This is a genomic window from Bacteroidales bacterium (assembly GCA_013141385.1).
Classification (GTDB): domain Bacteria; phylum Bacteroidota; class Bacteroidia; order Bacteroidales; family Tenuifilaceae; genus UBA8529.
The window spans coordinates 53,631-69,585 of sequence record JABFRB010000016.1; the positions used below are offsets into that span (position 1 = coordinate 53,631).

Genomic DNA, 15,955 nt, shown 5'->3' on the forward strand with positions numbered 1-15,955 from the left:
TTCAGTAATTATCCTTTATTTTGCTAAATATTTAAACCCAAATGGCAAAAGGTAAAGAATCTAAACCACATATTGGAATTTACGGTAGACGTAATAATGGCAAGAGTTCGCTGATTAATATGCTTTCCGGGCAAAATGTTGCTATTGTTTCAGATTTTGCTGGAACTACAACCGATCCAGTGAAGAAATCATTTGAGATTACAGGTTTTGGGCCTGTTATTCTAATTGATACTGCAGGAATAGATGATACTGGAGAGTTGGGTGCAAAGCGAGTTGAGAAGACCCTTGAATCGATAAATCATATCGATTTGGCAATACTGGTAATCTCAGCTAATATATGGGGCGAGTTCGAGGAGATGCTGGTTGCAGAGTTTAATAAAACCGATACCCCATTTATTCTTGTTCATAGCAAATCGGATATCGAACCAATAAGTAGTAGCCTTAAGGATAAATTACTTCAAAAATATCATGGGGGTAGGATAATTGAAACAAATATTAAGGATAGGTTGTGTATTGAGGTTCTGGTTTCTGCAATACAAGAGGCAATTCCAGAATCGTCCTACAAAAACCCAACGTTACTGGGCGATTTAATATCCTATGGGGATATTGTTTTGCTCATTACACCCATAGATGTTGAGGCTCCTGCTGGCAGGCTTATTCTTCCTCAAGTTCAGGCTATACGTGATGTCCTCGATAATGATGCTGTTGCAATTGTACTGAAGGAGCGTGAGGTAGATGCATTCCTTCGGAAAACAATGATAAAGCCAGCTTTAGCGGTCACTGACAGCCAGATATTTGTTAAGGCGGATGCTTCAATTCCCAAAGATATACCACTTACCAGTTTTAGCATCCTACTTGCAAGGTTTAAGGGCGATTTTGAGAATTATATCAAGGGAACTCCAAAAATTTCGGAGTTGAAGGATGGTGATAGAATACTACTCCTTGAAAGTTGCACCCACCACGTTTCTTGCGATGATATTGGACGAGTTAAAATACCTCGATGGATTAGCAATTTTACTGGTAAGAAGTTAGAGTATGAGGTTGTTGCTGGGTTGGATAAACTTCCTCGCGATATTAGAGAGTATGCGCTAGTAGTTCAGTGTGGAGGGTGCATGATTACCCGTAAGCAGATTTTTAATAGGCTTCGACATGCTACAGATGCGGGTGTTCCTGTTACAAATTATGGAATGGCAATTGCCTATGTTCAGGGTATATATCAACGTGCAATATCCCCATTTATCTCAGCGAATGCAAGTAAAAACAGCTATTTGTAGATTTTACTCAATCCTAAATTTGATTGTCTTTTCGGAGCTATTACCTAAAATGTCAATACTCTTTATTAGCAAAGTATAGGTTGTATTGGGTTTAAACTTTTCAATAGGAGAGTTATACCTTACCTCATTAGTATTGTTGAGTGAATAAGTCAACCTTTCAACCCCCGAAATGTTATCGGTTGCCGCCAAATATAGTTTTAATCCCTTTGAGAAAACGGGGATCTCCTCACCATTTTCCTTTATCCAACCTGTTGGTTCAAGGCTATAGTGATGGTAAATTATTGGTGCTTTATTATCGACCCCAAAAGTGAATGAGATAAGGTTTACATTGTCAACATTATCATACGCCGTACATAGAATATTTTGTATGCCTAGAGTATCAATTGTAAATGGTTTCGTGTATAACTGTTCATCCCTGCCCTTTATCTTATAGTTTACCTTATTTAGACCGGCTCCAATATCATTAGTTCTTATCGTAATTTTTACCTTTGGACCAATCCAAATAGTATCCTTTAAAGAAATCTTAGGATCACTAAAACTGTAATATATCTGAGGACCAGTAATATCAACTGTGGGCATTGTAAATACCTCGGATTGGGAATCGGAAACGCTTTTATTCCCAACATTATCAACAGCGTATGATTTAAGGCTAACTGTACCCATAATATCAGAAAGATAAACAGGCTTATCATATTGCCTAAACTCACTACCATTCAATGAGTAATTAATCTCTTTTACACCGGCTTTATTGTCCACAGCAGCAATCCTCAGCTGACTTCGACCAGATGAATACTCCTTCCCTGCAAGGATATATGTATTCCCTGCCACCTCTTCAAAAACCATAGGTGGTGTTTTATCAACATAAAAAACGAATGATTTTATGGGCTCAGCATTATCAACCTCATCTACTGAATACCAATTAATTGTATGCTCCCCTTCGCTTAAGGGTGATGTTTTGATCGGTTTTACATAAGGAGTCATTTTACTAGAGTCAATACTGAAAAATGTTTGTTTCACTTCATTTGCATCTACTGATGAAATGGCTAGGTTTGAACGCCCCGAAACAATGTTCTCGAATATATCACCATTCATATCAAGTCGCGATAATGGCGGCGTATTGTCTACAACTATATTATGGGCAGTTATTTCCTCCCTATTCCCAACATTATCAATTGAGAATACAGAAAATTTATAGTTCCCTTCGTTTTTTAGCGAAATAGGTTCTATATACTTGATATTCGCCCCATCATTAATGGAATAGAAAATTTCTTTAAGTCCAGCATCAGGGTCTGTTGCGTTTAGTTCAATGATACACTGACCCGATAGGTAAGTTGTATTATCTCTTTGAAGGTCTTTACCTGATTCGTATTTAATTGAAGTTTTCGGAGGAAGAGCATCAGCAAAAAGATCAAGGCTAACTTTACGACCTAAAAATAGATTAAGGTGTGTGAGCTGCTTTAATCCGTGTCCACTCCAATGCAATGGCTGGTTGCCATTATCTCCCTTCAATCTAAAGCCTTTATCCCCCTCGGGTGTAATACCAACATATAGATAAACATGTGAGCCAGTTGCAACAAATAGTTTTCCGGTTGAATCTTTATAAAAAGATGGTATAGAATCGGTTTGTGCAATTAGGTTTATACTAATGAAGCAAAGAATGATAGTTGAAGAAAACTTCAGCATTAAAATTCTGAGTGATTTATTTTTAGCAAACATAATTGGAATCTATTTTATCGGAAGAATTTTAAATTCAACTCTTCGGTTTTCCTGATGCTTCTCTTCGGAACATGTTATACCCTTAATACATTCGTTAATGGGGTTTGTATCCCCAAAGCCTTTAGATGTTAATCGATTTTTATTTATGCCTTTATATATAAGATAGTTAGCGACAGCCTCTGCGCGTTTTTCGGAAAGAATTAGGTTATATGCTGCATCTCCTCTACAATCGGTATGGGCACGGAGTTCAATTTTTATGCGAGGAAATTCCGTTAGCACCTGTGCTAAATCGTTGAGCTCATTTTTGCTTTCAGGTCGTAGACGTGAACTGTTTGTATCGTAGTATATATTAGCAAGTTTAACAACTGAGTTTATTGAAGTTAATGCTCTGAATTGAAGAGTGTCACTGATATTCCCAACGTTATCAATTGCGAATACTTTTACATGATAATCAGCCCCATTACCGAATAAAATTGTATTTGTGTTTACGAAATCGGAACCATCTAACGAAACATATATGCTTTTAACCCCAGAAAGGTTATCCTTTGCAATAACCTCTGCTTTTGAACCCTCCTCAATAATATATTTTTTAGGGGAATTCATATAAAGACCTTCCTTGAAATGGATTGATATTTTAGGAGCGATACCATCGGCAAGGATTTTGAAACTAACCATTTTATTAGTTTCAGCATCTAGGGTTTTGATATAGTGAATACCATTGCCATCAAAGTACATTGGGTTGGATTTTGGATCCTTACTTGTGATTAGAGCTCTCGATTCCTTCTTACCATTGGGTGCAAGGAAAAAGTATGCCGGCATATTTGCTTGAATATATACTTGCCCTAAACTATCAACATAAATACCCTCTACGTTTTGCTGCCCTAAGGCAAACTCAGATATAACAGTCAGCAGTATTATTTGTAATGTAATTCTTTTAATCATAAATTACGAAAATTCAATAGGTTTATCACCAAGTTTAAAACCAATAACGATAATATCATCAAGTTGCTTGCTATTTTCACCCATCCAATCTAATATTCTTTGATTAAGTATTTCTCGTTGCTCTGCCATTGGCAGTTTATGAATCTCAAGCAGTAAATCTTTAAATTGACGAGATGAGAATTTGCATTCGTTATTACCTCCAAACTGATCAGCATAACCATCAGAAAAAATATAAAAGTATGTAGGAGAAGTAATATCAATTGAGTGCATTGTGAACTCCCGTTGGTTTTCCTTTTGAAGTCCACCAATTGGAACAGGATCACCCTTAATCTGAATTAGCTCCCCGTCAGTAATATAGTAAAGGGGGTTTTTAGCTCCTGCGAATTCTAATCGTTTCCCATTATCCTTTATCACGCAAATGGAAATATCCATGCCATCTCGATTGTCACTATGATTTTGTTTTAGGAGATATCTAATAGATCTATGCAGTTCATTAAGGATTTCATTTGGTTTAATAACCCCACTGCGCGAAATGGTTTCTAATAGGTTAAATCCAATCATCGACATAAAAGCACCTGGCACTCCATGACCTGTGCAATCAGCGGCTGTGATAATAAAACCACTCTCATTCTGGGGAATATTGCTCAACCGTATATGATGTCGGTGTGATTTTTCATTAGTTTCGCCTTTACCTGAATAACCCGTAAACCAATAAAAATCACCGCTTACAATATCACGTGGCCTGAAGAGGACAAATGAATCGGGAAGTATGCCATGTAATCTATCCTCCGTAGGTAGAAGTGCTTCCTGGATCTGCTTTGCATAGTTGATACTACTCGTAATATCTTTGTTTTGTTTCTCAATTTGAACAACCGCTTTTATTAGATCAAAACCCTGTTGTTCAATCATATCCCTTTGCTCTAAAATTTCTTTATTTTGCGTTTCAAGAAGAATATTTGCCTTCTTTTTTTGGTTTAATGCATATATCACAATACCAGTAAAGGCAAGTACACCAAAAATTATAACAATGAAAATATTTCTAATAAGTTTTTGGTTTTTGATAACTACATTTTGTAACTCCCTCTCCTTACTAACCATATCCAACTGTATTTTTTGGAAATTAGAAATTTTCTCGGTTTTTTGAAGATTTTTCTTGGTTTCATCCAATCTCTCCTTGTTCTCTTCGAGTGCAATTTGGGTTTGTTGCTTTTGGGACTCTGCTACTTGAACTTTGCTTTTAGCTTCGTCCACAATTTGCTTAGTTTCAATCTCCTTTTTCTGAATTTCCTCCTTCTGAATTTTTTTAGTTATTGCTGAGTACAATGCAAAATACTCTGAAGATTTTTGGGTATTTCCTAATTTTTCATAGTCTTCAGCCAATAAAGAATAAATATTCTTCAGCAACCTAGCATCATTAAGCTCACGAGCAATAATAACTGCTTCTTCCAGCGTTTTGATGGCTTTTTCATATTTGCCACTTAGAGAATGTGTGTTTGCTATGTTAATAATAGAAGAAACTATTTCTGGTTTTTTATTAATATTTCTACATTCAACCAGGCATTTTTCAAAGTAAACAAGGGCATTCGGATAATCACCTAAATCAGTATAGGCCATACCGATGTTATTATAGGTGTTTTTAATGGCATTCCGATTGCCAATTTTTTCATACATGCTAATAACGTTCAAAAAATTAGCAATGGCTTCCTTTTGAACACCATTTGTCCAATAGGTTGTTGCAACGTTATTATAAAAGTATCCGGCCTGATTATAGTCACCACTTAATTCCATTGACTTGGCCTTTGCCAAATTCTCGCCAATCTCTTTTTGAAGGGTTTCGGAAAGTTGCTGTTGCGACATTAAGTAATTTGGCTGTACAACCGAGATAAATCCCGAGAATATTATGACTCCTATTAATTTAATGTACATCAAAGTATAATATATTATTGTTCTTTTTCAAGAGTAATGGGAATGCTTGTCATTCTTCGAAATTCTTCACCCTCTTCCAGCATGTCATCGTCTTCTGCTTTATAAAACCATTTTATTTCAACCACATAACCTTTAATCGGTAACTGTTCGAGGGCAGTTAATATTTCAACAATATTCTTTGCGGATGATGAATTTAAGTACTCAAGTCTAAAGTTAATAATAGTTTTTTGTTGAGGATTAGTAATATATTCTTTCACTAATTTCTGAAGTGGACTATAACAAACTATAGCATTTTCGGGGAGGGATTTCCCAGTTATTTCAATAATCCCCATATCGCCATCGAATAGTAAAGACGGAGAATCAATTGTTGCTTCAATAAAAAGTTTTTCCATTTAGAATAAAATTTGTTGATAAAAATACAACCAACATATTTAATACAAAATTAAACGATCAAATATGTGAACCAATGAAAATATGTGTTTATATAAATGATTTTAATCAATATCAATCGTGTTAACTATATTATCATCTTGAAAACCAATGTTAGCAATTTATAATCGTTCTTTAATATTAATAAATCTAAACCTTAAAACAAAATATGTTTCTTAACATATTTCATTTGGTTTATCATATATACCTATTTATCAAGACTATAATTAAAATAAAAATGCAATTATAGAATTTAGATATTCAAATTTCAAATTTCAAACCCTTTTGTGAAACTTAAACTTCTAAATTTGTCGAGCAATTTTTTGAACAATCAATTGAAAACTAAATAATAGGAGGTTCCATGACAAAACGTAATGTAATTATCATTGGTGCAGCCGGAAGAGATTTTCACAATTTTAACACTTTCTTCCGCGATAACGAAAGTTATAATGTTGTTGCTTTCACAGCGGCTCAAATTCCAGACATTGATGGCCGTAAATATCCAGCCGAATTAGCAGGAAAATTATATCCAGCAGGTATTCCAATCTTCGCTGAAGAAGAATTGGTTAAACTGATTAAAGATTTAAAGGTTAATGACTGTGTATTCTCATATAGCGATGTTCCTTACAATCGCGTAATGAATATTAGTTCAATTGTTAACGCAGCAGGTGCAAACTTTATGCTACTTGGACCAGCTGAAACTATGGTTAAGAGCACCAAACCTGTTATTGCTGTTGTTGCTACCCGCACAGGTTGTGGTAAATCACAAACATCTCGTAAAGTTGTTGAGCATTTAATGGCTCAAGGTTTAAAGGTGGTTGCAGTTCGTCACCCAATGCCTTACGGCGACCTTGTTGCTCAAAAAGTTCAACGTTTTGCAACTGTTGAAGATTTGAAAAAACACAAATGTACTGTTGAGGAGATGGAAGAGTACGAACCACACGTAGTACGTGGTAACGTTATCTATGCTGGTGTTGATTATGAAGCAATTCTTCGCGCTGCAGAGAAAGATCCTAACGGTTGCGATGTTATCCTTTGGGATGGCGGTAACAACGACTTCGCTTTCTACAAACCAGATTTAACTATCACTGTTGCTGACCCACACAGACCAGGTGCTGAAGTTAGCTACTATCCAGGTGAGGTTAATATTCGTTTAGCTGATGTAATCGTTATTAACAAAATGGATTCTGCATCTCCAGAAGGAATTCAAATTGTTCGTGATAACATTCGCAAAACCAATCCAAAAGCCATCGTTGTTGACGGTGCTTCTCCAATCAAAGTTGACGATCCTAGTTTAATCGAAGGTAAGCGTTGCTTAATCGTTGAAGATGGTCCAACCCTCACCCATGGTGAAATGAAGATTGGTGCTGGTACAATTGCAGCTCGCAAATTTGGTGCATCAGAGGAAATTGATGCTCGTCCATATTTAGTTGGTAAACTAAAAGAGACCTATGCAATTTATCCTAATATTGGTAATATTTTACCAGCTATGGGTTATGGTGAGCAACAACTTCACGATCTTGAAGCTACAATTAACAAGGTTGATTGCGATACAGTTATTATTGGTACTCCAATTGATCTAAACCGTATTATCAAGATTAAAAAACCTAACACTCGTGTTTACTATGATCTAGCCGAAATCGGATTACCAGATCTAAAGGGTGTTCTTGAGGGTTTTGTTAAAAAACACAATCTTAAGAAGTAATTATTCAATATTACGAAATCAAAGACTGCTCCAGCAATGGGGCAGTTTTTTGTTTATAAAAAACGACTCATTAAATTGACTATTTCCCAATGGTATAATTATTGCTATTTTTGCCTCTGATTATTACATGATGAGAAAATTACTGTTTGCTTTGGCATTTTTGCCTCTATTTACATGCCATTCGTCGATGGCAACTGAAAACTATTACTTGCAGGATACTTCAAAGAAAGGGTACAATGCCTCTGCATCATTCCCAAAATCGAAACTTGGAGTAGATGTGATGGTGCTAATGACTGGTGAGCAGCGTGATGTTGAGATTCGTAAGTTTTCAACAAAATTTATTTATTTTTCTAAACCAACTGAATCGGTAATGACACAGATTGACAGGCGCTTAGTTAATGCCATATACTACCGAAGCGGAAGGAAGGAGGTCATTACCCCTAAAGCAGTTGATTTACCCCAAAGTAGTGATTGGGAAAAAATTAAGATTACCGAAGATCCAAATGATATCGGCCCAACAATGATAGAGATTGATGTAATTGAAGTTGAAGTTGAAGCGAGTACTCGCGAACAATACGTTAAGCCACAAACACTCCAAAACTCAGCAAACATAATACTCCGAAAAAAAGCAGCTCTCCTAAATGGAGAATTAGTTTTAATTAAAAAGAAATCGCATAGTAGACCCTACGGAGAAGCCCCTTCGCTTAGAGTTGAAGCCGTTGCTTATCGTAAGATTTAGTTAAGTCATTTCTCGGAAAACAATTCATAAAAAATGCGAGTAATCCTCACATTTTTTACTTTATTTCTTAAGCAAATCCCGGATCAAAGTAAAATTAGGGTGGATTAATTTTTATCTCTACCTTAGATTTATGGAAATAGAATCATTATTAAAGTATTTATTGCCCCAAGAGATATTTCAGTACTTTGATTTAATTGAGATAAAGGAAGAAGGCAATAACGTTTTATTACTTCAATTGGATGAGAAGTCGCTAAAACCATCAGCTCATTCGGACAAAGAATTAGTGTCCAATGGTTTTGATGAGCCTATCCGTATTCAAGATTTTCCTTTACGAGATAGGGCTGTCTATTTTATAGTTAGGCGGCGTAAGTGGAAGGATAAAAAGACGGGCAAGATTTACACCACCCAATGGGATCTAACAGCAAACGGAACGAGTTATTCAAAAGGGTTTGCTGCTTTTTTAAAAGAGTTACTTGGATCATTACCCCATAAGTAGCAATAGTTTAGCCAAGTTCTATTATATAAATGGCGATTACTTTGGGAGGCAATACAAGGAGCACCTGAGCGGATTTAATGGTTGGGAGCAGAAAGAGCATGCTAACGACTGGATTCTTTTTCCTGATAATATAGGAGACCATCTAAGCCTTGATGAGACAAGTCTTTCAAATGGAGAGCTGTATACAATTCTAACGAATAAAGCAGGGAAAGGGAAGAAAGGCTCATTGATTGCCATGGTTGAGGGTACTAGCTCAGCTAACGTTATAAAAATACTCAATAAGATACCTCTAAAGCAAAGAAGCAGAGTAAAAGAGGTTACCCTAGATATGGCCTACTCCATGCATAAGATTGTCAAATCATCCTTCCCGAATGCCCATCGGGTTGTTGATCGTTTTCATGTTCAAAAGCTGGCCTATGATGCGCTACAGGAGATGAGAATACAGCATCGCTGGGATGCCATTAACGAGGCTACAAATGGCATGGAGAATGCCCGGCTAAATCACAAAGAGTATGTCCCAAAACTTTTAACCAACGGGGATACCAAAAAACAACTATTGGCTCGAAGCCGATATTTGCTATTTAAATCAGCAGAGAAATGGACCACCAAGCAGAAAGAAAGGGCAAGTATACTGTTCGAAATGTACCCTGATATTAAAAAAGCATATGGTCTAACTCATAGCTTAAGTACGATATTTACAAAGACCAAAGAAAAAGGAGTAGCGTATACCAAACTTGCTAAATGGTTCAACGATATTACTGATTCTGGCTTCAAATCATTTAATACTATTTCTGCAACTATCTATTCGAATTACCCTGAAATACTAAACTTTTTTGATAATAGAAGCACTAATGCTTCTGCTGAATCGTTTAATGCAAAACTTAAAGCGTTTAGAAGTACTCTGAGAGGGGTTAATGACACATGTTTCTTTTTATATAGAGTAGCAAATATCTATGCCTAATCCACCCTAGTCTTATCATGACCCCAAATCCCTTATCTCGCTTAAAAGTTCTTGTTCCTTTGTTGGTGCTGGAGGACTAGCAGGTAAAGTCGCCTCCTGTTTTCGTTTAGCAGCATTCATAGCCTTTATCACCATGAATACAGCAAATGCAACAATTAAAAAATCGAATATCCCTTGCAAAAAGTTGCCATAATTTAAAGTTACTGCAGGATTAGCATCTGTAGCAGTTTTCATAATAAACTTTAACTCTGTAAAGTTTACACCACCAATAAGCAAACCAAGAGGTGGCATAATTATATCATTAACCATTGATGAAACAATTCTACCAAAAGCAGCGCCAATGATTATACCCACAGCCATATCGGTTACATTACCTTTCATGGCAAATGCTTTAAACTCACTAACAATTTTCATGATTATCGGGGTTTAGAATTTGTACGAAAATCCTACTCCAAGAATCTCTTTGAATTGTACTCTTGGTTTTGACACATTCTTTTTGTCAGCAATCTTGATCTTATCATCGTAAATTAGCTGGGTACTAAGGTTTACAGAGATGTACTTATTAATTTTTAATGCTATTAAAGTTTCCCAGTTCACAACAACATTTTGAGGGTCTTTTGTGTAGTTTGAAAACAAATCAACTTTTGTTGTGAAAGCTACATTTTTCAAAAAATCTCCCTTAAAATCATTTTTGGAGTATATCATCCTGACATAACCCCCAAATTCACTTTTTGTATTTTCCCCTTTATCAACGCCAAAAGCCCCCGCATCAGCTAAACTTTGATCGTTAACAATTGTAAGTTTACCCGTAAATGGAGCAGCAAAAATACTAAAGTATGCATTTGGCTTATAGTCAATACCCAACGCTATAACAACATATGCAGGGGCAAATTTATTCGATATTTTTATTCTTGTTGAATCGGTTGGATAGTTGTAACCAACATCCATTTGAGTTTTGAAATTGATAAGCGCAGCATAATAGAAATTCTTAAAAGCCTCCCGACCATACTTAGAAAGCAGATCGATCTTATCGTCGGTTTTTTTTGTGTATTTTACACCTTCTTGATTAAGAATTCCATATCCAATATCGAGTGAGTTATCCCAAGCATTCTTGTCTTTTTTATATGAGGCAAAAAGGCTAAGAATACCATTTGCTGCTAAAGAATTTTGCCCTCCAGCAGCCCAATTGGTTAGTGACGTTTGTCCAAAATTTATTCCGATTAAACCTCCCCTTTTCCACCCTTTAGTTGTATCGACTGATTGAGTTTTAAGAGTTTTCTCTGCTTCAGTCACTTGTCCTATTGAATAGTAATAAGGTATTGTACACAGAAAAACCGCTATGAGTTTTACAGTCTTCATATAAGTTTAGTTTTGGTAGTTTAAATTAACTCAAATTTAACAATTTAAATTGTTAGATGTTTAACAGTAGTTAATTATTTGTTATTCACTCAACAACAAATGCTACCTGAAGATAATTATTAACTGCCCCCAGCAACTTTGTTTTAATGTAGTATGATTGAGTAAAACACTGGAAAGCATGAAACTCGTGATTTGGAACATTAAACTCATCAAACAAAAGAATATCGCCCTTCTTTAGATAAGGTGCAATACTTGTAAGAATATATAATGTAGATGAAAATAAGTCAGCATCGAGATGGATTACCTTTACCTTTTCGCTTTTCAAACTGTGTAATTGTGAAAATGATATAAAAGTTTCCTGAAATAACCCCTTAATAAACTCAACCCTTTTATCATCAATATCAGGAATAATGGCATTCATATCACCTTTTCTGAATACAACACCCCATGCTTCTGGAAGTCCTTCGAAGGTATCAAAACCATAAAACCTTGAATCCTGATTTTTATTCCCATTCACCCACCAACGAAAGGAATTTCCTTGACAAACACCAAATTCAAGGTAGTCAATAGGAATATCCCCTAAATTCTTAGTTTCTAAAATATGCTGATAGAGTTTATATCGTCTGGCGTAATCCCTTTTGCTTGTATAAAAATCATTATAAGTACCCTTGCTATCCTGCTTAGATATCCATTTTGAAAGGCTTAACGTATTATAGCCAAAAAACATAGGTTTTCGTAAAAAACCAAAAATAAAATGAGGTTTCAGTAGAATTATCAAACCCTTAATAAAAGCATTAACCTTTTTGAAGATCCTTTTCATTGTTATTGAAGATGCGTTATGTTAGCGCAAATATAGAGTTTTTTAGCAATGCAGAAAGATGTTAAGTTACCCGAAAAATTTCTTTTTGAAATCCCCCTTTTGCTTTAACAAAAAATAATCTACCTTGCGTTAGCAAATGGAATTTTTGGAAAATACAGAAAAGGTAATTCTTGCTACCATGCTGTAAATAAATGATTCCTTAAATTTATTCCATTGCTACAAATCAGTTATTTGACATATTGGTTGGCATGATCCAAGTTAAAAAACTTTTTGGTCTTCCTGTTTTCGAATTCTTAAAAACCCGAAAGAGTCTGCAAGACCTTTCGGAGTTTATTTTGGTTGGTATTACCCGAATAAACGCCTTCGGGTACTCCGTACTCCGAAGGGTTTAATTGATCGATACAGAGAAAAAAAAAACTCTGGCAGTTCTATCAACGCTACCAGAGTCTTTTTATTTAGTATTAATAAGCTTTTAGTCTTTATTCTGCCTCAATAACAGTAGTTGCAGGGCTTTCAACTGAATGGAAATCGGCTCCAACAATTACATTTATACTCTTTGGAACAACGCTGAATATGAAGGGTGATACACCCAACGATTCACCGTCTACCTCAAGTCCTATAGGAATATCAGACGAAATATTGACTGTTTTTCCAATATGCCCCGAAATTTTGGGGTGAGAAAGGATGGAACCATTGTACAACCTATAAATATTACGTATCACCTCAAATCTTCTTATCTGGCGAATTACAGTAACATCAAATAGCCCATCATCGGAGATTGCATTTGGGACTTGCATCATTCCCCCGCCGTTAAAACGACCAATGCCAACCGTTAAGCTAAATATCTTGCCACCTAGTTTCTCGTCATCAACGGAAATATTAATATCGGAAGGTTTATAATCAAAAAGTGCTCTTACAAGGCTACCCATATACAGTATCTTACCCCTATGCCCTGTTTCCTTTAATTTATTTGTTCTCCGTGCAACCTCAGCATCAAATCCAACCCCAGCGGCATTGGCAAAATAACGAGCCTGTTTTACCAAAGACTCCTCGTACTCTACCTTTCCAACATCTTGTAGGAATAATTTGCCCGTTTTAATGGCCAAAACCTTCGACTCATAGGTTGAATGTATTGCGTACATCCTCGACCAATCATTACCAGTACCAACCGCTATTACCCCAATAATTATTTCAGCTGTGGGATACTTGGTTTGAATAAATACACCATTCACAATCTCGTTTAGAGTACCATCTCCTCCAACAGCAATTAGCCTCTTAAAGCCGTTATTAATTGCATTTACTGCTAATTCAACTGCATGGTATTTATGTGTAGTAAAAACATGTTCAAAATTGATTTCATTCACCCTAAGCAATGATTCTATTTGCAACCAGTCGGTCTTTCCCTTTCCGCTACCAGCTTGAGGGTTTATAATAACATACCACCTATCAGCCATTGAATTTAATTCCTTTGTGAGCCCAAATATACAATTTTCCTATTATTATGGAAGCTGTGTAAATATTTTTAAGAATTCTTATTTTGCATTCAATCATCTCATTATATGTATATTAATCAATTTAATTGAATTTTGGAAACGCCTCAATATCTCCTTGCAATGGCTAACAATCAGCTATTTCCAAACACATTTGGTTGCAATTATTTACATGGGGGTTTCTTAAAAAGATTTTCTATTTTTGCAGATATTCAAACACAATTTGAATTGTTAATAAGTTGTTAGTAAGAATTGCGAATTTGTTTATATTCAAATTGGTAATATGCTAGCATTAAGTGGGTGATATATATCTTTGAGCCCGATTTTTTTTGTTTTTGATCGTATCCGTTAAATTATTAAATAATGGCAAAAGTAATTGCAATTGCTAACCAAAAGGGTGGAGTTGGTAAAACCACGACCGCTATCAATCTCGCTGCAAGTTTAGCAGTTCTAGAAAAGAAAGTACTACTTGTAGATGCCGATCCTCAGGCAAATGCAACCTCAGGAACTGGTTTTGATCTTAGAAACATCAAAACTAGCATTTATGAATGTTTGGTTGATGAAGTTAATCCCAAAGATATCATTCTGAATAGCGAGATAAAGGGACTTGATCTGATTCCATCTAACATTGATCTTGTTGGGGCTGAGATTGAAATGCTAAATCTACCCAATAGAGAAAAAATGCTAAAAGGCGTAATTGATAAGGTTAAGGACGAATATGATTTTGTACTTATCGACTGCTCACCATCGTTAGGGCTAATCACCGTAAACGCTCTTAGCGCTGCCGATTCTGTTATGATTCCTGTTCAATGCGAGTATTTTGCGCTAGAAGGATTAGGAAAACTTCTTAATACCATTAAGATTATTCAGTCGCGCTTGAATACTGCACTTGAAATTGAAGGATTCCTACTAACCATGTACGATGCACGTTTACGCTTATCGAATCAGGTGGTTGATGAGGTTAAAAAACATTTTCAGCAAATGGTATTCGAGACTATTATTCAGCGTAATATCAAGCTGAGTGAGGCCCCAAGTTACGGCAAGCCTGTAATTCTTTACGACGCTGTATCTACAGGTTCAGCCAACTATGTAAACCTTGCACGTGAATTACTTCAGAGGAACAGCATGACAAAGATTAGCGGTAAGGAAAAGCAAATTAATGAGAATTAATATATTCCTTTTTAGGAGAAGACTAAGGTATGAGTAAGAAAATGGCCCTAGGGCGTGGATTAGGAGCACTAATTGAGGATGCTAACGAGCCCCAAAGAAACGAGGTGACAGAGCATCGAGTAACAAGTGAGCTGGTTAATGAGATTGATCTTGAAAAAATTGATCTCAACCCCTACCAACCACGTACAAGTTTCGATCAAGAAGCCCTAAATGAGTTGTCTGAGTCAATAAAACGATTAGGAATAATTCAACCTATAACCGTTCGTTCTGTTGACGGAAAGTTTCAGCTAATTTCGGGTGAACGTCGTTTACGTGCAGCTAAAATTGCTGGTCTCAAAAGAATTCCTGCTTACATTCGTACTGCTGATGATCAGGGACTTTTGGAAATGGCTTTGGTTGAAAATATTCAGCGTGAAGATCTTGATGCCATTGAAGTTGCAATTAGCTACCAGCGTCTTATTGAGGAGTGTAGCCTTACACAGGAAAATCTTGCCGATAGGGTTGGGAAAAAGAGAGCCACTGTAGGCAACTACCTTCGATTACTAAAACTACCTGCCGATATTCAACTTGGTATTCGCCAAACGAAACTATCCATGGGGCATGCTAGAGCCTTAATCACCATTGATGATCCTATTGCACAGCTAAAAATTTATCGTGCCATCATTGATAATGATCTATCGGTTCGAAAAACAGAGGACGAGGTTCGTGCACTCCAAGAAAAGCATCCTGAAAAATCTCAAAAACTAAAATCAAACAAAGATCTTCCCGAAACTGAAGCTCAGCTTAAGGATCATCTAATAAATAAACTTGGTTGGGCTGCTGATATCAAAACGGGTCCAAAAGGTGATGGTAAAATCGTAATATCCTACCATAACGAAGTTGAACTACAAGAGATTATTCATAAATTTAATAGTTTGGAAGAATAATT

General features: G+C 36.0%; 15 protein-coding genes. 7 read left to right on the plus strand and 8 right to left on the minus strand.

Translation table 11 applies throughout. The features are described 5' to 3' along the window. Positions 1 to 41 precede the first annotated feature (41 nt). Complete coding sequence (hydF, locus tag HOO91_08755) at positions 42 to 1,274, plus strand: [FeFe] hydrogenase H-cluster maturation GTPase HydF (GenBank protein NOU17634.1); 1,233 nt, start codon at positions 42 to 44, stop codon at positions 1,272 to 1,274. Between the two features lie 3 nt (positions 1,275 to 1,277). Here hydF and HOO91_08760 read toward each other — a convergent pair whose 3' ends face one another. The 4 genes from HOO91_08760 to HOO91_08775 are packed head-to-tail and all read right to left on the minus strand — an operon-like array spanning position 1,278 to position 6,250. Further along, positions 1,278 to 2,990, minus strand: a complete 1,713-nt coding sequence (locus HOO91_08760) for a hypothetical protein (protein ID NOU17635.1) — start codon at positions 2,988 to 2,990, stop codon at positions 1,278 to 1,280. A 9-nt stretch (positions 2,991 to 2,999) separates the two neighbouring features. Next, positions 3,000 to 3,932, minus strand: coding sequence for an OmpA family protein (locus tag HOO91_08765; GenBank protein NOU17636.1), 933 nt, complete (start codon positions 3,930 to 3,932; stop codon positions 3,000 to 3,002). A 3-nt stretch (positions 3,933 to 3,935) separates the two neighbouring features. After that, on the minus strand, positions 3,936 to 5,858 hold the full coding sequence (locus HOO91_08770; protein ID NOU17637.1) for a tetratricopeptide repeat protein: 1,923 nt from the start codon (positions 5,856 to 5,858) through the stop codon (positions 3,936 to 3,938). Positions 5,859 to 5,872: 14 nt separating this feature from the next. Beyond that, positions 5,873 to 6,250, minus strand: a complete 378-nt coding sequence (locus HOO91_08775; GenBank protein ID NOU17638.1) for a DUF1987 domain-containing protein — start codon at positions 6,248 to 6,250, stop codon at positions 5,873 to 5,875. A 398-nt stretch (positions 6,251 to 6,648) separates the two neighbouring features. Here HOO91_08775 and HOO91_08780 point away from each other — a divergent pair, with 398 nt between their 5' ends. From HOO91_08780 to HOO91_08795, 4 genes are all read left to right on the plus strand, one after another. Then, the gene (locus tag HOO91_08780; GenBank protein ID NOU17639.1) at positions 6,649 to 7,992 is read left to right on the plus strand and encodes a GTPase; all 1,344 of its coding nucleotides are present in this window, start codon (positions 6,649 to 6,651) and stop codon (positions 7,990 to 7,992) included. 130 nt (positions 7,993 to 8,122) lie between these two features. Next, positions 8,123 to 8,731, plus strand: coding sequence for a hypothetical protein (locus HOO91_08785; GenBank protein NOU17640.1), 609 nt, complete (start codon positions 8,123 to 8,125; stop codon positions 8,729 to 8,731). A gap of 130 nt (positions 8,732 to 8,861) precedes the next feature. Then, the gene (locus HOO91_08790) at positions 8,862 to 9,227 is read left to right on the plus strand and encodes a transposase (protein NOU17641.1); all 366 of its coding nucleotides are present in this window, start codon (positions 8,862 to 8,864) and stop codon (positions 9,225 to 9,227) included. Further along, entirely contained in the window at positions 9,205 to 10,188 is a 984-nt protein-coding gene (locus HOO91_08795; GenBank protein NOU17642.1) for a DDE transposase, read from the plus strand. Before HOO91_08790 ends, HOO91_08795 begins: the two co-directional genes overlap by 23 nt. Before the next feature lie 15 nt (positions 10,189 to 10,203). Here the strand turns inward: HOO91_08795 and mscL are convergent, their stop codons facing one another. The 4 genes from mscL to HOO91_08815 form a co-directional block, all read right to left on the minus strand. Then, on the minus strand, positions 10,204 to 10,602 hold the full coding sequence (mscL, locus tag HOO91_08800) for a large-conductance mechanosensitive channel protein MscL (protein ID NOU17643.1): 399 nt from the start codon (positions 10,600 to 10,602) through the stop codon (positions 10,204 to 10,206). A 12-nt stretch (positions 10,603 to 10,614) separates the two neighbouring features. Continuing rightward, the gene (locus HOO91_08805) at positions 10,615 to 11,547 is read right to left on the minus strand and encodes a DUF3078 domain-containing protein (GenBank protein ID NOU17644.1); all 933 of its coding nucleotides are present in this window, start codon (positions 11,545 to 11,547) and stop codon (positions 10,615 to 10,617) included. 85 nt (positions 11,548 to 11,632) lie between these two features. After that, positions 11,633 to 12,367 carry a class I SAM-dependent methyltransferase gene (locus HOO91_08810; protein ID NOU17645.1) on the minus strand — a complete coding sequence of 245 codons (735 nt, stop codon included), beginning with the start codon at positions 12,365 to 12,367 and terminating at the stop codon, positions 11,633 to 11,635. A gap of 479 nt (positions 12,368 to 12,846) precedes the next feature. Further along, a complete protein-coding gene (locus tag HOO91_08815; protein ID NOU17646.1) occupies positions 12,847 to 13,821 on the minus strand; it encodes a diacylglycerol kinase family lipid kinase in 975 nt (324 codons plus the stop codon). 399 nt (positions 13,822 to 14,220) lie between these two features. On the opposite strand from HOO91_08815, the gene HOO91_08820 reads away from it, so the two are divergent. Both HOO91_08820 and HOO91_08825 read left to right on the plus strand, forming a co-directional pair. Further along, positions 14,221 to 15,027: a ParA family protein gene (locus tag HOO91_08820; GenBank protein ID NOU17647.1), complete on the plus strand. Its 807-nt coding sequence runs from the start codon at positions 14,221 to 14,223 to the stop codon at positions 15,025 to 15,027. Positions 15,028 to 15,056: 29 nt separating this feature from the next. Next, positions 15,057 to 15,953: a ParB/RepB/Spo0J family partition protein gene (locus tag HOO91_08825; protein NOU17648.1), complete on the plus strand. Its 897-nt coding sequence runs from the start codon at positions 15,057 to 15,059 to the stop codon at positions 15,951 to 15,953. Positions 15,954 to 15,955: the final 2 nt, after the last annotated feature.